Origin of the sequence: Pseudomonas sp. DTU12.1 (genome assembly GCF_009873475.1) — a bacterium.
Classification (GTDB): domain Bacteria; phylum Pseudomonadota; class Gammaproteobacteria; order Pseudomonadales; family Pseudomonadaceae; genus Aquipseudomonas; species Aquipseudomonas proteolytica.
Genome location: NZ_CP045254.1, coordinates 3,449,666 through 3,466,995 on the forward strand (window position 1 = coordinate 3,449,666; position 17,330 = coordinate 3,466,995).

The following is a 17,330-nucleotide window of genomic DNA, read 5'->3' on the forward strand; positions in this document are numbered from 1 at the left end:
AAGCCGTATGCGGTGTATCAGATACTCCGTAGCGGCTGGTTTTAGGGCTGCTTCGCAGCCCAGCGCGGGCGATGCGGCGTTCCGACAAGCCCGCTCGCCACAACTACGCTATCTGCCTGGATTTAGGCGTTACGGCAAAGTTGTGTAGATACCTATGACTATCGCGAGCAAGCCCACACTTGGCCGGGTCGGAACGGGATCAGTGTGGGAGCTGGCTTGCCTGCGATAGCGTCGTATGCCTCAGCGATAGCGCTCAAGCCAGTGCGCATAAGGCGCCGGCAGGGTCCAGGAGGCCTTGTCCACGCCCAGTTCCTTGGCGGCGAAGTACGCCCAGTGCGGGTCAGCCAGGTGTGCGCGGCCCACGGAAACCAGGTCCAGATGACCGGCCTGCAGTGCCCCTTCGGCCAGTTGCGGCGTGCCGAAACCCCAGGCCGAGGTGACCGGCAGAGCGGCTTCACGACGTACACGCTCGGCAATCGGCCCCATGAACGCCGGGCCCCAAGGGATATTGGTGTCGGGGATGGTGAAGCCAACGCTCACGCTCAACAAATCCAAACCGCCGTCCTTGAAGCGACGGGCCAGTTCAATGGATTCCTCCAGGGTCTGTTCGTCACGCCCGTCATATTCGATAACACCGAAACGCGCGGTCAGCGGCAGGTTTTCCGGCCAGACTTCACGCACGGCGGCCAGGGTTTCCAGGAGGAAGCGGCTGCGGTTGTCGAAGCTGCCACCGTAGGCATCGGTGCGCTGGTTGGAGTGTTCGGAGAAGAAGCTCTGGCCCAGGTAACCGTGGGCGAAATGCAGTTCGATCCACTCAAAGCCAGCGTCGCGGGCACGGCGTGCGGCATCGACAAAGTCCTGCTGTACCCGGGCGATATCTTCCAGGGTCATGGCCTGGGGGACTTTCGGCAGGTTCGCACCAAACGCGATCGCCGAGGGTGCCAGGGTTTGCCAGCCTCGGGCGTCGCCGGCGGGGATATGGTCGTCGCCTTCCCATGGGCGGTTGGAACTGGCCTTGCGCCCGGCGTGGGCGATCTGGATGCCGGGCACCGAGCCTGCTGCCTTGATCGCTTGCACCATGGGTACGAAGGCTTGCGCATGGGCATCGCTCCAGATACCGGTACAACCGGGGGTGATCCGGCCTTCAGGGGCCACGGCGGTCGCCTCGACCACCACCAGGCCGGCGCCCCCACGGGCCAGGCTGGCGAGGTGGACGTGATGCCAGTCATTGACCATGCCGTCTTCGGCCATGTACTGGCACATCGGCGGAATAGCGATGCGATTGCGCAACGTAACGTCTTTGAGCGTAAAGGGTTCGAACAATGCAGCCATGGGAATGCTCCTGAAACGAGGGTAACGTTTGATTCGATAGTTCGATCTTAATCGAACTATGGTAATCAATGCTAGCCCTGTTATCATTCGTTTCATGCGAGCCTTTAAACATCCCTCCTCTGAAGAATTGACCCTCGAACGCCTGCTCTACGCGTTGAGCGACCCCGTGCGCCTGGACATCGTGCGTTGCCTGGCCGGGGTGGAAGAAGCCAGTTGTGGCGAGTTGGACGGCGGGCGTCCAAAGTCCAGCATGTCCCACCACTTCCGGGTTTTACGGGATGCGGGGCTGGTGCATACGCGCAGCGTTGGCACCACCCATATGAACTCCTTGCGGGCCGATGTGTTGGCCGTGCGGTTTCCCGGATTGCTGGAGTGCATTCTGTCCCAGCAGTGAGGAAATCAGGCGCCCTTCCGGGCGCCATCGCCGGCCAGCCGGCGCCTTCGGGTCAGTAGAAATACGCCAGGCGAAACTGCAGCGAATTATCGATCTTCACCCCTTCACGCACTGATGTGTCATGCATCAGTTGCCCCAATACCTGCACCTGTTTGCCCAGCATCGTGGCCACGGTAAAACCCACCGTGCCATTGCTGCGGCTGGTGGCCAGGGTTTCATGGTCCAGCGTCTCGCGGGCGCCCCAATTGTGGCGATAGGAGACCGCCGCGTAAGTCTCTGGGGTGAAGTTGTAGCGCAGGTGGTTGTGCAGTTGCAGCAGCGGATCTTTCTTGGCATCGGTGGCGCGCTGTTCGCCGTAGAACTCCGTCTCGGCAATCACATCCCAGGTGATTTTGTCGGTCAGCCCCTTGATATAACCCACCTGGAAATCCACGGCCCAGCGGTTGCTGCTCAGGGCAAACCCCTGGTTCTTGTCGCTGCCCGTGGGCGCGGTGACAAACGCCGACCACCCCAGATGCTCGTTGTTGGCCAGATCCGCAATGGTCCACACCGTGCCGCCAAACGTGATGTCGCCCAACCCCGAGTTCTTGCTGTCGCTGGCACCGATCTTCTGGTAGCCGAAAGGAATGACGATCTGCGGATCCCAGGTCAGCCCGGTGTTGAAGAACTCGGTGAAGTGGATCAGGCGCAACACGCCAACGGTCATGTCCAGGTCAAGGTTGTCGGCGACTTTCTTGCCGCCGGAGTAGACCTTGTCGCCCCGCGGGTTCTGCTGGTACAGCACCACCACATCGGTGCCCTGGGGCAAGGCCGTGTAGTCGCCGGGGTCGGGTTTGACGTCGGCATGGGCCAAAGGCGCCAGGCTGGCGAAAAGTGTGCCGAGGGTCAACGTGCTCAGTGTTTTCATGGCGAGTCCATCTTATTGTTATTGGAGGCAAAGCTTCGCCATGACGACTCCATGGGAAGTCGCCAGGCGCAGGTTTCAACGAGGGGTCAGTGGTGTGTCTTGAGATCGGCCTGCAAGTCCTGGGTCCGCTTGACCAGGTATTGGCGCAGCAGCTCCATGTCTTCGCGCTGCAGAATGTCAGAGAAGTTGGGCATGCCTTTATTGATCAACGCACCGCTGACATAGGCTGGAAATGCCGCGTGCTTGTTGTCGTCCAGATAGCGCAGGTCTGGCACCACCCCACCGCTGATCGCGTTCAAGCCATGGCAACCGGCGCACAGGCCGTTGAACATGTCACGCGCCTGGGCCAGTTGCCCGGGTGTCGCCGTGAGTACTTGGCGGGTGGTCGGCAGCACAGGCGCGGCCTTGGGCGGTGGCAGCTCGCCGGTGGCGCCAAGCTTGAAGGCAATCACCCGCGACTCGGCCCGTACCTTGCCCTTGTTGGTCAGCGGTCCGGTCAACAGCGGCAGGATCCCGCCCCACCCCACCGAAAACGCCACGTACTGCTCGCCGTTGACCGTATAAGTGACCGGCCCCGCCATCACGCCGGAATTGGCCCGGTGCTCCCACAGTGGCTTGCCGGTGTCGGCACGGTAGGCCACCACCCGCCCGTCGGCGGTGCCCTGGAACACCAGATTGCCGGCGGTGGCGAGGGTGCCGCCGTTGCCGGCACTGACGTAGGGTTGTTTCCACGCGGCTTTCTGCGTCACCGGGTCCCAGGCGATCAACTCACCGCTCCAGGCATCACGGATCTGGTTGAGCACTTTCGGGTCTTCCGGCAGGTCCGGCACATCCAGGCCAAAGTTGACCACCGATTTGTTCGGCAGGAACTGCGGGGCCTTGGCCGCCTTCAATTCGGCCAGGGTGTACTGCGCCGGTATGTACACGTAGCCAGTCTTCGGGCTGTAGGACATGGGGTGCCAATTGTGCCCACCGAGGAAACTCGGCTGCACCACCTTCGGCTCCTTGGAATAGTCCGCCGCGCCGGTGAGGATCGGCCGCCCGGTCTGCAGGTCGATGCCACTGGCCCAGTTCACTGGCACGAAGTTGTTCGCTGACAGCAGTTTGCCGTTGGTGCGATCAAGGACGTAGAAGAAGCCGTTTTTCGGCGCCTGCATGATGACCTTGCGCACGCTGCCATCAATCTTGATATCGGCGAGAATCATGTGCTGGGTCGCGGTGAAGTCCCACTGGTCCTGTGGCGTGACCTGGTAGTGCCAGACGTATTCGCCGGTGTCCGGGCGCAGCGCGAGGATCGACGACACATACAGGTTGTCGCCCTTGCCATTGCTGCGGAACCGGTAATTCCATGGCGAGCCGTTGCCGGTGCCCACGTAGAGCAAGTCCAGTTGCGGGTCGTAGGCCATCGAGTCCCACACGGTGCCACCGCCGCCCCACTTGACCCAGCCGTCGCCATCCCAGGTTTTCATGGCCTTGGCCATCGCGGCGTTTTCCGCTGGCAGCTTGGGGTCGCCCGGCACGGTGTAGAAGCGCCACACTTGCTTGCCGGTGTCGGCATCGTAGGCGGTGACGTAACCGCGCACACCGAATTCGGCGCCGCCGTTGCCGATCAACACCTTGCCCTTGACGATGCGTGGCGCACCGGTGATGGAGTAGCTTTTGCTGCGGTCAATGATCGTGTCCACGCTCCACACCGGCTGGCCAGTGCCCGCATCCAGCGCAATCAGGCGCCCATCAAAGCTGCCCACGTAGACTTTGCCCTGCCACACCGCCACGCCGCGATTGACCGGGCCGCAGCAGCCCTGGCTGAGGTTTTCGGCGGGCACTTTCGGGTCGTATTTCCACAGCAACTCGCCGGTGGCCGCATTGATCGCATAGACGATGCTGAAGGCACCCGTGGTGTACATCACCCCGTCGACCACCAGCGGCGTGGCTTCGGTGCCGCTGTCGATATCCAGCTTGGTGGTCCAGGCCATGCCCAACTGGCCGACGTTGCCGGCATTCACGCGGTCCAGGGGGCTGTAGCGTTGCTCATCGTAGGTGCGGCCGTGGCTCATCCAGTTACCGGGCTCCTGGTCGGCGGCGATGATGCGCGCCCCATCGACCTGGGCCGGCCCGGCCAAGGCGAGCGAAGCGCACGCGGCCATCAGCAGAGGCGTGCCCAACAGCAGGCTCCGTGTATTCATTGTTATTGTTCTCCAACATTAATCGGTTCTGGCCACGCTATTAGAGGGCCTGCCACGCGCGACCACTTGACTGAGGCTGCCAAAGCCCTTGGCATTCCCTGCCAAAGCGCTGCCTAAACCAGCTGCTGGCGAAAGTCCCGGGGCGCATGTTGGAAGTGCCGCTTGAAGGCCCGACTGAAATGCGCCGCGTCGACAAAGCCCCATTTGAAGGCGATCTGGGTGATCGACTCATGCCGCAAATCCCGAGCGCGCAGGTCCTGTGCCACCCGTTCCAGACGGCGCTGCTGGATATAACGCGCGATGCTTTCATGACGTTGTTCGAACAGCCGGTATAGCTGGCGCACCGAGACATTCAGGTGCCGCGCCAGGTACTCGGGGCCAAGGTCGGTTTCTTGCAGGGAAGCTTCCACCAGGCGCGTGGCCAGGCCGTAGATATCGTCCTGCCCCACGCAGGCAAAACCCGGCTGGCCTTCGGCACGCGCGTCCAGGCCGGCAGCCGCCAGGCCGATCATGGCTTGCTCCACGGCCGGGCCATCGTTCTCGCCGCCATAGCCATCACTCAGTTGCGCATCCTCCAGGGAGCGCACCAGTGCACGGATCATATGGGTGGCGACGCTATTGCGCGCCAGCTTGCCAAACAAGCGCTGCTGGCCGAACTGGCGGGTAACCTCGGCGCGTGACAGGTGCACCGAGGTATTCTGCACCAGCCCCTGGGGCTCGATCTCGAAGGCCTGGGCCGAGTCCACCAGGGCGATATCGTCCGGCCCCAGTTCGATCACCCGGTGCTGCTGGCGGATGCGCTGGTGCCCGCTGCCCTGCAGGATCAGAAAGCAGTGGCGGTCATCGTCGCCATCGCCGTGGGTGTGATCGCGGCTGATCAGCCCGGCATTGGTGCGGATATGGGCCAACTCCAGGCCACACACATCCTGGCCATGGACGCTGCCGATAAACAGGCTGTGGCGATCTGAGCGCGCGGTGCTGAAATTGCCGCATACCGCACGCAACTCACGATTCCAGTTGGCGAACTCAACGCAAGGGTTCAACAAGGCAGGCATACCCCCTCCCACAGACCATTTATAGTTATATTGTTAACATATTATCTATATAGGGTCAGCGCAAGCGTGGTAAGGCGCTGCTAATCATTCCGGCCCGTGATCAACGCACTGATCGCCTGGGCATTCACCGGCACGCTGAGGTAGAAGCCCTGCGCCTCATCGCACTGCACATCCTTCAGCGCCTTGAGCTGGTCGAGGGTTTCCACGCCTTCGGCGGTCACTGTCAGCGAGAGCGCGCGGCCCAGGCCGACAATCGCCTGGATGATCGACTGATCGCCGCCGCTGGCGGTCAGCCCACCGACAAAACTGCGGTCGATCTTCAGCCCGTCGAAGGGGAATGAGCGCAGATAACTCAACGATGAATAGCCGGTGCCAAAGTCATCCATCAGCAAGCGCACGCCCAGGGCCTTGAGGCCTTGCATGGTGTCCAAGGCGATTTTCTCGTCGTTGAGCATCACACTTTCGGTCAACTCCAGCTCCAGTCGCGCCGGGTTCAAACCCGTCTCGACCAGCACTGCTTTGACCCGCGCCACCAGATGCCCGCGCTGGAACTCGGTAGAGGACAGGTTGACCGAAATCATCACATCCTCAGGCCAGCCAGCGGCCGCCTGACAGGCCGCGTGCAGTACCCAATTGCTCAACGGCAGGATCAACCCGGTTTCTTCGGCAATGGGGATAAACACGTCAGGGCCCAGCAGCCCGCGCCGCGGATGTTCCCAACGCACCAAGGCCTCGGCGCCGGCCAGGCGCTTGCCTTCGATGCGGTAGCGCGGCTGGAAATCCAGGCGCAGCTCACCGTTCTTGATGGCATGGCGCAGATCGGCTTCAAGCTGGCGCCGCTCAATGATCCGCGCGTTCATATCGCCCGCATAAAAACGCCAGGTATTGCGCCCGCTTTCCTTGGCTTCGTAGAGCGCAATATCGGCATAGCGCAGCAGGTCTTCGGCCAGGGTCGCATCCACCGGCGCCATGGCAATACCAATGCTGGCGCTGATGAATACTTCATGTTCAGTGATGTAAAACGGCTGCTCGATACAGTCGATCAGGCGCCGACACAGGCCTTCTACTTCCAACGGCGAACTCATGCCCGCCACCACCAACATAAACTCGTCGCCGCCAATGCGCGCAACCAGGTCGTCACCGCGCAGGCAGCCCTGCAAGCGCCGCGACACCTGGTTGAGTACGTCATCGCCGGCGGCGTGCCCCAGCAGGTCATTGACCGGTTTGAAGCGATCGAGATCGATACTGAGCATGACCAATGGCTGTTCCAGGGTCGGCACCGCCTTGAGCTTGCCCTCGAGGAATTCCTGCATGCGCGAGCGGTTGGCCAGCCCCGTCAAGGCATCGTGTTGCGACAGGTACTCAATGCGTCGCCGGGCCTGTACCTCTTCGGTGATGTCACTGGCGGTGCCACGATAACCCTGCCCCGGTATCTCGCGCACCGACAACCGGCAGATCCGTGGCTCACCGTCACCCGACAGGTAGTTGCATTGCACGATGGCATTCGGGCGATGGGCGTGGTCCTTGAACCAGCTGGACAACAGGCCCTGATCCGAGGCCAATAGGTCATCCGCCGCCAGCCCCAGGCAGTTGGCGCCCTTGAGGCCGGTGATCATATCGAAACGCTCCGACAGGTAGGTGAAGCGCAAATGGGTGTCCAACTCCCAGATCCAATCGGATGCCGCCTCGGCCACATCGCGAAAACGCGCCTCGCTGACCAACAGCGCGGCACGACTGGCTTGCAGGGTGGCGTAGTTGCTGTCCATGATCCGCGCGGCTGCGGTACTACGGCGCTGGATCACCCAGGCCATCAGGGCGAAGATCAGCCCGGCGACCGTGACCAGGGGCACGACCAGCACCAGCAACTGGTGCCCCGGGTCATCCGAGTCCCATTGCACCATGCCGGCATTGTCCCTGAGGCTCAGGCTCGGGACGCCGGCCGGCGCCCCGCCAGGCGGGACGACCCGCAGGCCTTGCACGCCAAAGTCCTCGCCCAACGCGGCCAGACGTTGCGGCGTGAGCTTGGCAATGAAGATCAACACAGAGGCGGGCCCACTGTCGGCTTTCACGTCGGGGTCGGTGCCCGGCGTCAGCGCCGCAGCGGCCATCACGGCGGGCGTCCCGTCGGCCTGTATCAGCCGGCTCACCGATTGGCTGTTGACGGCGGCCTCCCTGGCCTGGGCCAGCAGTGGCTCGATCGGGATGTGCAACCAGTCCTGCACGGCCACGGTCTGCAACTGGCCATCAATCACCGAATACACCGTCCGGCCAGCAGGATCGACAACAAAGACCCCCTGGAAGCCCAAGTCGGCAAATAGCGTCGAGCCCAGGTTCTGGCGGACAAACGCCCAATCCACATCCACCTGCTGATGCAGGTGGGTGTAGGCGTCCCCCCAAAATGCATAGTCCTTGACCGTAGCGCCGGCAACCCGCTCGACAGACAGCAAGGCGTTTTCGATATCGATCCGGCTGTGCTCGCCAGCATCGTGATTCAGGTGATCGGCAATCGAAACCAGCAGCACCCCGACCAACAGAAACATGGCCAGTAACAGCAGCGAACAGGCGAGCAGATAAGCCCGTGCGGTAGAGAGATTGGAAACTTTGCCTTCCAGCGACGACTTCGGATCAACGTTGAGCTTTTCCATAGCGCTCCAGGCGCCAAGGCGCCCTGACAACCCGCACCGAAAACCACACCACGCACACACAGCTGCGCGACTGCCTGCCCATAGAAGATAGACACTATTTCGCGATCCATCGAACGATCAGGGTTTACCCAGCACCTTACTGAAGCTTTGCGCGGCCGGTTGCAGCCAGCGCGCCTGCACCAACAGCGGGGTCACGGCGGCCCCCGGCTCGACCTGCCCGTCCACCTGCAACCGCTTCGCGGCGGCCTGGACCTTGAAATGGTGCTCGGCCGCTAATTGCACATCCGCCAGCAGCCGCAGGCCATCGCTGCACTGTAGTTCGATCCGGGCGTTGCCCAGCTTGACCAGCCACGGGCTCAACAGCGCAAGGTCGTGCCCCACCAACTGGCCTTCGGTGTTACGACAACTGGCCCCGGCGCCATTGACCTGCAATCGACCTTCCCAGCGACCGTCCAGCACGAACATCGGCGCCGGCAAGGCGTTGACCGCGCGCGGTGCCAGTTGCGCCTGCCACTTCCATGGCCAGCCTTGGATCGACAGCGCCCATATGCGCTGTTGAAAGCCCAGGTTCACCTGCGCCTTCCACGGCCGCAGGTGCCACTCCACCGGGCCCAGGGCGCCGACCCGCGCCGCGCGGCCATGCCATACGCTGCCCGCGACACCGCTGGGCTGCCAGCCCGCCGGCCAGGGTATTTGGCGGGCGACAAAGGTGGCTGGCAGTTCCAGCAGCAAGGTCAGGGCAAACACCAGAACGGCCCACGTGATAAGCGCGCGACTCATGGCCGCGCCGCCACTTCCAGGCTAAAGGCATACCTCTGGCCGCCCCCCTGTTCAAGGCTCCACTGCAGTGGCCGTGCCCCCTGCTCCTGCACGGTGCGCAGCAGTTGTTGCAGGGCCTGGGGCCCGGGCAGCTCGCCTTGCAATTGCCAGCGATCGCCCTGCTGTTCGACACGGGTCAACACCCATTGGCGCGACACCGCCAGCGCCTGCCATTGCTCGTTGGAAAACGCTGCGGGCGGTAGCAGCGCACTGGCTTGCTGCGCCAGTGCCTGCCACTGGCGCGCATCCTGCCAGGCGGCCAACAGCGGCCGCGTCAGCAACACCAGCAGCAACAGCACAACGGTTGACCAGCCGGCCAGCAGGCTATAGCGGCGCTTGGGCGGCAGTTGGTTGAAGTGGGTCAGGTACGCTTGCATCCGGGCGTTCATGGTTGTTCTCCCAGATCAAAACTCAGGTGCAGTTGCCCGCCAGCACCCTGTGCCTCATCCATCCATTGGGCACTCGCGAGTTGGGCAATGGCCTGCCATTGGGTCGGCTCCGGCCGGGGGCCATTGCCGCGCAGGCCGAGGCGCCAATGCTTGCCGTCAAACGCCATGCTTGTCACCGACCAGCCGGGTTGCTGTTGCAACCAGGCCGAGAGTCCCTGCTCCAGGGCCACGATCTGTTGCTGGCGCACCTGCCACTCGTTCGCCGCGCCTTGCACACGCGCCAACGCCGCACGGGCCTGTTGCGGGTTGCTGGCGGGCCCGGCCACCGCCCGGACCTGGGTTTTCCACACGTCGACCTGACGCACGCTCTGCAGCAGATACACCGCCCCCCAACAAGCCGCCAACACCATGCATCCCAGCAGCAAGTGGCGCTGCAGACGGCTCATCATCGGCGCTCGCTGCGCGCGCACACGCGTCGGCCGCGAGCCTTCCAGCACACTGGGCAATTGCTCCAGGCGCGACAGCCGCGAAGGCCAGTCGCCCGCAAGCGTCTGCGCAGGCAGGTCGCGCCAGGCCTGGGGCAAGCGCTCACCCAACGCCTGTGGCCACACCAACCATTGCCGGGAGTGGGCCTTCAGGCACAGCAGTTGTTCGCGCTGCCAACGCACCGCGTGCCCCGGCTCGGCGTCTGGCAGCAACTGCAACTCCGCCCAGCCGTGGGTAATCTGCACGCCAAGTGCGGCACACTCGGTCAGCCATTGCTGCACCTGCTCGCGCTGCATCACCAAGAGTTCCAACTGCCCAGCTTCGCGGGACAGGCAACTGACCAGTAGCGCTTCGGCGGGCTGCTGCGCGTACTCTTCAAACAATTGTGGCCACTCATGGCGCTTGAGACCCGGCGGCGCCGGCAGGCAGAAATGGCTGCAGTCAAGCGCCGGGATAATCAAGGCGCCCGGCAGTTGCAGCAGTGCGGCCGGTGGCGGCCAGGCGCCGCTTGAACCAGCCCGTTGCGCGCTGTAGTGCAGCCACTGCCAACGACCTTCGGCGAGGCTTGGCGGACGCATCAGCAACCATTCCCGGGGTTTGGCCCGCAGACGCTCAAACATACCGGTGCTCCCTCTCACGGCTGGGTATCGGGCAATGCGAAGGTACAGACATAAGGGGCTCCATGATGCTCGAACTCGATCCGCACGCCGCGATTGGGCTGGGCGGCAACAGTAGAAGGAAAGGCCAGCCAACGCGTGCCCTGATAAAAACTGAACGTGGCGCGCGCGACCGGCGCCAATGACTCCTTGAGCGTCCAGCGGGGCTTGCTGGCCGCGTACAGGTCGGCCGAGACCCACAGTTCCAGGCGCTGCTGGCGCGCATCGAACAACAGGCGCTGGCGTTGTACGCGCGATGCGCCGTCGGCGGGCGGCCATGCGGCCAGGGCCACCCACTGCAGTTGCCCCAGGCTCGGCTGCCACTCCAGCCAGGCCAATTCCAGGGGCAAGCGCTGCTCGTACAACTGGCGCAACACCAGGGCATCGAAGCGGCGCTCCAGGGCCATGCACAATTCCAGTACCTGGGGCTCGCCGCCGGGCTCCTCCAGGCGCTCACGCACCTTGACCCAGCCATTGACCAGAGCCGCCAGCAACACCCCGACCACCGCCGTGAGGGCCATCGCCACCAACAACTCCACCAGGGTCAAGCCGCGCTGCGTGGCCTTCATGGGCGCACCAGAAACAGGCTGAACTGGCCCAGGGGCTGGCGCTGCTCGGGATCGGCAAAGAGCGTCAACTCACCACGACGCAAGCGGTTGACCCCGGTATTGCCCAGGGTCAATTGCCAATGACAGGTGCCAAGCCCCTGCCGCAACTGACCGCTCACCACATTGATCTGCGGCCAGTACTGCTCCACGCCAAACCGCGTCTCCAGCTCCCGCGCGCACAAACTGCCCAGACGATGCTGCGCGACGGCCTGGTGGGTAGCGATGCGCTGGCGCAGCAACTGGCTGACCATCACCGCCATCAGCGCGGCAATCCCCAGGGCGACCATGACTTCTAGCAAGGTAAAACCTCGTTGGCGCTTCATGGCAGGGTCGCGATATGCAAGGTGTTGTCGGCCTGCCATTGCCAGCGCTGGCGGCCCTCGGCCCAGCGCCAGGTCAATGACACCGGGCGGGCCAGCCCCGATGGGGTGAACATCACTTGGGGCTCGCTGCTCACGGGCCAGTCAGGTTGCAGGCCGGCCGGCCAGGGCGCGCCGCGCGTGGGTTCGACCTGCCACCCTGGCGCCCCCCGCCCAGCCTGCCAGCGCACGAACTCGGGGCTGCGGCCGTTCCAGCGCAAGCCCAGCAACTGCCCGGCATGCCGAGCCTGGGCGGCCTGGCTGCGCGCCTCGTTGGCCAGTTGGGCCAGGGCCTGGCGCATCGGCGCCTGACCGGCATCGAGGAAGGCCACGCCCAGGGCGCTGAACAAACCGACGATCAACAACACCACCAGCATTTCCAGGAGCGAAAACCCGCGACTGCGCCGCATACCTAGAGGTCCCAGTTACCGATATCGGCATCGGTGCCTTCACCGCCTTGCTGGCCGTCGGCCCCCAGGGAAAAGAGATCCACCCGGCCATGCTGGCCTGGCGTGCGGTAGCCATAGGCGTTGCCCCACGGGTCCTCGGGCAGCCGGCGGATATAGCCGTCGGCGCGCCAGCTGCGAGGCAACGGCTCCAGGGACGGTTTGCTGACCAGGGCCTGCAAACCCTGCTCGGAGGTAGGGAACCGCAGGTTGTCGAGGCGGTACATATCCAGCGCCTGCTCCAGGGTCGCCAGGTCAGCCAAGGCCTTCTGGCGCATGGCCTTGTCCTGGCTACCGAGCACGCTGGGGGCGACCACCGCGATCAGCAGGCCGATGATAAAAATCACCACCATGATTTCCATCAGGGTGAAACCGCGTTCGCGACGCTTGACCGCACGATTGCCTGGCATGGCTTGGCTCTCCATTTTCAAGTTCTCTGTTTTCAAAGGCTAAGGCCCTGATTGAGCTGCATGATCGGCAGCAATACCGCCAGCACGATGAACAGCACCACCGCGCCCATCAGCAGAATCATCAGGGGTTCGAATAACGCCAGCAGCAGGTCGACCTGGCGCGCAAAACCACGTTCCTGGTTGTCGGCGACCCGCTCCAGCATGTCGGGCAAGGTGCCGCTGGCCTCGCCGCTGGCGACCATGTTCAACAGCATCGGCGGGAAGTGCCCGCTGGCACTGAGGGCGCGGTACAGGGTCACGCCGCCCTCGACCTGCTCACGCACGGTTTCCAGGGCTTGGTGAATCTGCCGGTTGCCGACCGTGGCGGTGGCGACCTCCAGGGATTCAAGCAACGGCACCCCACTGCCGAGCAAAATCGCCAGGCTGCGCGAGACCCGCGCGCTTTCCAGCACTGACAACAGCACGCCAATACGTGGCAGGCGCAAGACCAGGCTGTCACGGCGCAAGCGCCACAGTGGCCGGCGCAGTAAAACCCGCGCCCACAGCGCCAGCAGCAAACCCAGCCCCAGCAACCACGGGCCCAGCATCACCAGGCCTTCGCTGGCGCCGATCAGCACCCGGGTAATCAACGGCAGACTTTGCCCGGTGTGGCTGAACTGCTCGGTGAGCTTGGGCACCACAAAGGTCATCAGGCCGATCACCACCGCCAGCGATACGAGGATCAGCACCGCCGGGTAGATCAACGCCGTGCGCGCCTTGTGCCGCTGTTTTTGTACTTGCTCCAGGTGCTCGGCCAGGCGCTCCAGCACCGGCGCCAATTTGCCCGAGCGCTCACCGGCCTCGACCAATGCGCAATACAGCGTGTTGAACTGCCCACCCTGGCGACGCAGGCTCTGGGCCAGGCTCAAGCCTTCGCCAAGGGCGCCGCGCACCGCCACCAGCAGGTTGCGGATCGCCGGCTCTGCCAATTGCCGTTCCAGGGTGCCCAGGGCATCCACCAGTGGGATGCCGGCACTCAACAGCGTGGCCAATTGGCGGGTCAATTCGCACAGTTGCCCATGGTTCAAACGTTGCCCACGCGGGCTCGACAGGCTCGCGCCCTGCACCTGCAGTTCACGGGCGAACAGGCCTTGCTCGCGCAGCAGTTGCCGGGCATGGCGCTCGCTTTCTGCCTGGATACTGGCTTTGCGGCGATTGCCGCGCAGGTCCAGCGCCTGGTAGCGGTAGGTTGGCATCAGTCGCGCACCGCACGCAGGACCTGCTCCAGGCTGGTGTCGCCACGGCGCAGGCAGTCGGTGGCCATGGCGGTCAGGCTCTGGCGCTTGTCGGCCAGGTATTCGTGCATGGCCGCTTCGCTGGCGCCGTCGTACAGCAGGCTGATCAAGCCGGCATCCAGGGTGATGAATTCGTAGAGGCCGATCCGCCCGTTGTAGCCACTGCCCTGGCAGTCGTCGCAGCCCTGGGGGTGAAAGCTCTGTTCGAGGGTTGCCAGTTCCGGCCACAGCTGGCGCTCGGCGGCCTGCAATGGCGCAGGCGTTGCGCAATGGCACAAACGGCGCACCAGGCGCTGGGCCATGACGCCCTTGAGGCTAGAGGCGATCAGGAACGGTTCGATACCCATATCACGCAAGCGCGTGACCGCGCCCACCGCGCTGTTGGTGTGCAGCGTCGACAGCACCAAATGCCCGGTGAGGCTGGCTTGCACGGCGATCTGCGCGGTTTCCTGGTCGCGGATTTCGCCGAGCATGATCACGTCCGGGTCCTGGCGCAGGATCGCCCGCAGGCCGCTGGCGAAGGTCATGCCGGCGCGGGGGTTGATCGCGGTCTGGCCGATGCCGGTGATCGCGTATTCCACCGGGTCTTCGACGGTGAGGATGTTGCACGAGCCATCGTTCAGCGCATTGAGGCTGGCATACAGCGTGGTGGTCTTGCCCGAGCCGGTGGGCCCGGTGCTCAGCAGAATCCCGTTGGGCCGTGACAGGCAGGCGCGCAGGGCCTGCTCCACCTCGGCGGGCATCCCCAGGTTATTGAGGTCGAGCAAGTTCGCCTGTTTATCCAGCACCCGCATCACCACGCGCTCGCCGTGGATGCCGGGCAACGTCGAGACACGGATATCCACCTCGCGCCCCCCGGAGCGAAGGGTGATACGGCCGTCCTGAGGCTGGCGTTTTTCGGCGATGTCCAGGCGTGCCATGACCTTGATCCGCGACACCAGCATCGCCGACAAGGCCCTTGGCGGGCGCAGGATCTCGCGCAGATGGCCATCGACCCGCAGGCGCACTACCAAGCTCTGCTCGAAGGTTTCAATATGGATATCCGAGGCCCGCAGGCGCAGACCTTCGGCGAACAGGCCGTTGATCAAGCGGATCACCGGCGCCTCGTTGTCGCTCTCCAGCAAGTCTTCGATACGCGGCAGTTCGTTGATCAGGCTGTCGAGGTCAACCTGCTCGCCGATGCCTTCGATCAACGCTGCCGTGGCTGACTCACCGGCCTGGTACAAGGCGCCCAGGCGCAGTTCGTATTGGGCCGGGTCAAGGTGCTCGACCGCCGACGGCAGGCCATGCACGCGCAACACTTCCTGCAAGGCATCGGTGTCCACATCCTCGCGCAGGCACAAGGTCCAGCCCTGCGGGGCCGGCGCCCGTGCCAAGCCTGCCTGGCGCGCCAGTCGGTAAGGTAACAACGTACTCACCACACGCCCTCGTCCAGGCGTTCGCGGCTGGCCGGGAACAGGCGCAGCAAGGCGTTGTTATCGGAGATTGCGGGCAATGCCAGGTTGGAGTTGGCCTTGAGGTTGCGGTACTTCTCGCTGCTCAGTTGGGCCAGGGTCTCGCCGTCGCGCATGATCCGCGGGCGGATAAATACCATCAGGTTCTGCTTGGTGCGCTGGCTGGCGTTGGAGCGGAACAGCCGCCCTAAACCCGGAATGTCGCCGAGCCACGGCACACGCTGGTCACTGTTCTTGGCCTCGTCGCCGATCAGCCCACCGAGCACCACCAGGCCGTTGTCTTCAACCATGACCTTGGTCTTGATCTCGCGCTTGTTGGTGATTACATCGCTGGCGCCTGTGCTTTCGGCAATCGACGAGACCTCTTGCACGATGTCCAGGCGTACGGTGTTGTCGATATTGATCTGCGGCTTGATCCGCAGCTTGATCCCCACTTCCTTGCGCTCGATGGTCTGGTAGGGGTTGGTGTTGTTTTGCGTCACCGAGCCCGTCACAAAGGGCACTTCCTGGCCCACCAGGATCGACGCTTCGGCGTTGTCCAGGGTCAGCAGGGTCGGGGTCGAAAGCAGGTTGAAGCCGCTTTCGCTTTTCAGTGCGTTGAGCAGCGCAAGGAAGTTCAGACCGCCGCCGTTGAGCTTGCCAAAGCCTGCGGTGGCGCCGGGCACATTGGCCAACAGCTTGCCCAGGCCAGCCGTGTCACCACTGGCAGCGGCCCCCGCCAGGCCGGCGATGCTCGTCCCGCCATTGGTAAAGTTCACCGCGCCGCCACCAAACGAGTCACCCAAAAACAACCATTGCACCCCCAGTTCCTGGGCGCGGGTGTCGGAGACTTCGGCAATGATCGCCTCCACCACCACCTGGGCACGGCGGATATCCAGCTGTTCGACGATGGTGCGGTAGGCGGCGATTTCGCTGTCCGGGCCGACCATTACCACGGCATTGGTGCCCTCCTCCGACTCCATGCGAATCCCCGAGGCGCTCACCGCCATCTGCTTGGGCGCGCCTTCCCCGGCCACGCCCTCGCCACCGGCGCCGGGGGTGTCTTGGCTCAAGCCGCGCAGCACCTTGACCACTTCGGCGGCGTTGGCATGGCGCAGGTACATCACCACGGTATTCGACGGGCGCAAGGCATTTTGCGGCTGGTCCAATTGTTTGAGCAGCGCGCGCACCCGCTGGCGGCTGTCGGCACTGCCGCGCACCAGCAAGGCGTTGCTGCGCGGGTCGGCCACCACCTGCGCGCCATCGGCGCCCTGCTCGCGGGCCAGCAAGCGGGTCATCAATTGCGCGGTGTCGTTGGCGCTGGCGTTGACCAGAGGCAGCACTTCCAGGGGCTCCTGGCTGACCTGGTCGAGTTGCTGCAACAGCGCGTCGATACGGTCGAGGTTGCTGCGCCAATCGGTGATCACCAACAGGTTGGCCGACGGGTATGGGCTGATCACCCCGACGCGAGGATCGATCAGCGGCTTGAGGATATTGAGCATCTGTTCACTGGCGGCGTTGCGCACGCTGAATACCCGGGTGGCCATGCCGTCGTTGGCTTGCGCCACCTGGCGCGCCGACTCCACCGGCACCGGCTCCAGGCGTGCGGCCTGGTCCGGCACGATCTTCACGCTGCCATTGGGCAGGTTGACGGCGGCAAACCCCTGGGCGCGCAACTGGGCGAGGAAGATGTCGTAGATCGCCTCGCTACCGAGCATGTCCAGGCTGCGCACCGTGACCTTGCCCTTGACCCGCGGGTCGATGATGAAGGTGGTGTTGGTGATGCGCGATACGCTGTCGATAAAGTCGGTGAGTTCGGTATCGATGAAGTTCACTTCATACAAGGCCGGTGCTTCTTCGGCGCCGACCGGGGTCACGCTCAAGGCCAGGCACAATGCGCTCAGGCCCAGGCATTTATTGATCATGTGCAT

16 protein-coding genes are annotated in these 17,330 nt (G+C 63.9%); 1 reads left to right on the forward strand and 15 read right to left on the reverse strand.

From position 1 onward, the window contains the following. Positions 1 to 240: 240 nt before the first annotated feature. Entirely contained in the window at positions 241 to 1,332 is a 1,092-nt protein-coding gene (locus GDV60_RS14905; RefSeq protein ID WP_029291132.1) for an NADH:flavin oxidoreductase/NADH oxidase, read from the reverse strand. Between the two features lie 58 nt (positions 1,333 to 1,390). Between GDV60_RS14905 and GDV60_RS14910 the strand changes: the two genes are divergently transcribed. Beyond that, entirely contained in the window at positions 1,391 to 1,726 is a 336-nt protein-coding gene (locus GDV60_RS14910) for a helix-turn-helix transcriptional regulator (protein WP_029291131.1), read from the forward strand. A 52-nt stretch (positions 1,727 to 1,778) separates the two neighbouring features. Here the strand turns inward: GDV60_RS14910 and GDV60_RS14915 are convergent, their stop codons facing one another. From GDV60_RS14915 to gspD, 14 genes are all read right to left on the reverse strand, one after another. Then, positions 1,779 to 2,633 carry a transporter gene (locus GDV60_RS14915; protein WP_029291130.1) on the reverse strand — a complete coding sequence of 285 codons (855 nt, stop codon included), beginning with the start codon at positions 2,631 to 2,633 and terminating at the stop codon, positions 1,779 to 1,781. An 86-nt stretch (positions 2,634 to 2,719) separates the two neighbouring features. Continuing rightward, complete coding sequence (locus GDV60_RS14920) at positions 2,720 to 4,819, reverse strand: PQQ-dependent dehydrogenase, methanol/ethanol family (RefSeq protein WP_070994195.1); 2,100 nt, start codon at positions 4,817 to 4,819, stop codon at positions 2,720 to 2,722. Positions 4,820 to 4,932: 113 nt separating this feature from the next. After that, the gene (gene feaR, locus GDV60_RS14925) at positions 4,933 to 5,874 is read right to left on the reverse strand and encodes a transcriptional regulator FeaR (RefSeq protein ID WP_159907883.1); all 942 of its coding nucleotides are present in this window, start codon (positions 5,872 to 5,874) and stop codon (positions 4,933 to 4,935) included. Positions 5,875 to 5,954: 80 nt separating this feature from the next. Beyond that, on the reverse strand, positions 5,955 to 8,519 hold the full coding sequence (locus GDV60_RS14930; protein WP_154906054.1) for an EAL domain-containing protein: 2,565 nt from the start codon (positions 8,517 to 8,519) through the stop codon (positions 5,955 to 5,957). A 117-nt stretch (positions 8,520 to 8,636) separates the two neighbouring features. Continuing rightward, positions 8,637 to 9,299 carry a type II secretion system protein N gene (gene gspN, locus GDV60_RS14935; RefSeq protein ID WP_159907886.1) on the reverse strand — a complete coding sequence of 221 codons (663 nt, stop codon included), beginning with the start codon at positions 9,297 to 9,299 and terminating at the stop codon, positions 8,637 to 8,639. After that, positions 9,296 to 9,727, reverse strand: coding sequence for a type II secretion system protein GspM (gspM, locus tag GDV60_RS14940; RefSeq protein WP_081041723.1), 432 nt, complete (start codon positions 9,725 to 9,727; stop codon positions 9,296 to 9,298). Before gspM ends, gspN begins: the two co-directional genes overlap by 4 nt. Continuing rightward, complete coding sequence (locus tag GDV60_RS14945) at positions 9,724 to 10,833, reverse strand: type II secretion system protein GspL (protein WP_159907888.1); 1,110 nt, start codon at positions 10,831 to 10,833, stop codon at positions 9,724 to 9,726. Before GDV60_RS14945 ends, gspM begins: the two co-directional genes overlap by 4 nt. Positions 10,834 to 10,847: 14 nt before the next feature. Continuing rightward, positions 10,848 to 11,438, reverse strand: a complete 591-nt coding sequence (locus tag GDV60_RS14950; RefSeq protein WP_070994189.1) for a type II secretion system protein J — start codon at positions 11,436 to 11,438, stop codon at positions 10,848 to 10,850. After that, on the reverse strand, positions 11,435 to 11,800 hold the full coding sequence (locus GDV60_RS14955) for a type II secretion system protein (protein ID WP_029291117.1): 366 nt from the start codon (positions 11,798 to 11,800) through the stop codon (positions 11,435 to 11,437). Before GDV60_RS14955 ends, GDV60_RS14950 begins: the two co-directional genes overlap by 4 nt. After that, entirely contained in the window at positions 11,797 to 12,246 is a 450-nt protein-coding gene (gspH, locus tag GDV60_RS14960) for a type II secretion system minor pseudopilin GspH (RefSeq protein WP_159907890.1), read from the reverse strand. Before gspH ends, GDV60_RS14955 begins: the two co-directional genes overlap by 4 nt. 2 nt (positions 12,247 to 12,248) lie before the next feature. Then, on the reverse strand, positions 12,249 to 12,692 hold the full coding sequence (gspG, locus tag GDV60_RS14965) for a type II secretion system major pseudopilin GspG (RefSeq protein WP_070994271.1): 444 nt from the start codon (positions 12,690 to 12,692) through the stop codon (positions 12,249 to 12,251). Between the two features lie 32 nt (positions 12,693 to 12,724). Next, the gene (gene gspF / locus GDV60_RS14970; protein ID WP_159907893.1) at positions 12,725 to 13,927 is read right to left on the reverse strand and encodes a type II secretion system inner membrane protein GspF; all 1,203 of its coding nucleotides are present in this window, start codon (positions 13,925 to 13,927) and stop codon (positions 12,725 to 12,727) included. Further along, entirely contained in the window at positions 13,927 to 15,375 is a 1,449-nt protein-coding gene (locus tag GDV60_RS14975) for a GspE/PulE family protein (protein ID WP_159909243.1), read from the reverse strand. The genes gspF and GDV60_RS14975 overlap by 1 nt, the downstream gene beginning before the upstream one ends. Positions 15,376 to 15,380: 5 nt before the next feature. Beyond that, positions 15,381 to 17,330, reverse strand: a complete 1,950-nt coding sequence (gene gspD / locus GDV60_RS14980; RefSeq protein WP_159907896.1) for a type II secretion system secretin GspD — start codon at positions 17,328 to 17,330, stop codon at positions 15,381 to 15,383.

Bases quoted from the DNA above. Each gene is read 5' to 3' on its own strand.
- feaR (WP_159907883.1), bottom strand. From the start codon at position 5,874: ATGCCTGCCTTGTTGAACCCTTGCGTTGAGTTCGCCAACTGGAATCGT.
- gspD (WP_159907896.1), bottom strand. From the start codon at position 17,330: ATGCACATGATCAATAAATGCCTGGGCCTGAGCGCATTGTGCCTGGCC.
- GDV60_RS14930 (WP_154906054.1), bottom strand. From the start codon at position 8,519: ATGGAAAAGCTCAACGTTGATCCGAAGTCGTCGCTGGAAGGCAAAGTT.
- GDV60_RS14915 (WP_029291130.1), bottom strand. From the start codon at position 2,633: ATGAAAACACTGAGCACGTTGACCCTCGGCACACTTTTCGCCAGCCTG.
- GDV60_RS14910 (WP_029291131.1), top strand. From the start codon at position 1,391: ATGGTAATCAATGCTAGCCCTGTTATCATTCGTTTCATGCGAGCCTTT.
- GDV60_RS14955 (WP_029291117.1), bottom strand. From the start codon at position 11,800: ATGAAGCGCCAACGAGGTTTTACCTTGCTAGAAGTCATGGTCGCCCTG.
- GDV60_RS14905 (WP_029291132.1), bottom strand. From the start codon at position 1,332: ATGGCTGCATTGTTCGAACCCTTTACGCTCAAAGACGTTACGTTGCGC.
- GDV60_RS14950 (WP_070994189.1), bottom strand. From the start codon at position 11,438: ATGAAGGCCACGCAGCGCGGCTTGACCCTGGTGGAGTTGTTGGTGGCG.
- GDV60_RS14920 (WP_070994195.1), bottom strand. From the start codon at position 4,819: ATGAATACACGGAGCCTGCTGTTGGGCACGCCTCTGCTGATGGCCGCG.
- gspF (WP_159907893.1), bottom strand. From the start codon at position 13,927: ATGCCAACCTACCGCTACCAGGCGCTGGACCTGCGCGGCAATCGCCGC.
- gspN (WP_159907886.1), bottom strand. From the start codon at position 9,299: ATGAGTCGCGCGCTTATCACGTGGGCCGTTCTGGTGTTTGCCCTGACC.
- GDV60_RS14945 (WP_159907888.1), bottom strand. From the start codon at position 10,833: ATGTTTGAGCGTCTGCGGGCCAAACCCCGGGAATGGTTGCTGATGCGT.
- gspM (WP_081041723.1), bottom strand. From the start codon at position 9,727: ATGAACGCCCGGATGCAAGCGTACCTGACCCACTTCAACCAACTGCCG.
- gspG (WP_070994271.1), bottom strand. From the start codon at position 12,692: ATGCCAGGCAATCGTGCGGTCAAGCGTCGCGAACGCGGTTTCACCCTG.
- gspH (WP_159907890.1), bottom strand. From the start codon at position 12,246: ATGCGGCGCAGTCGCGGGTTTTCGCTCCTGGAAATGCTGGTGGTGTTG.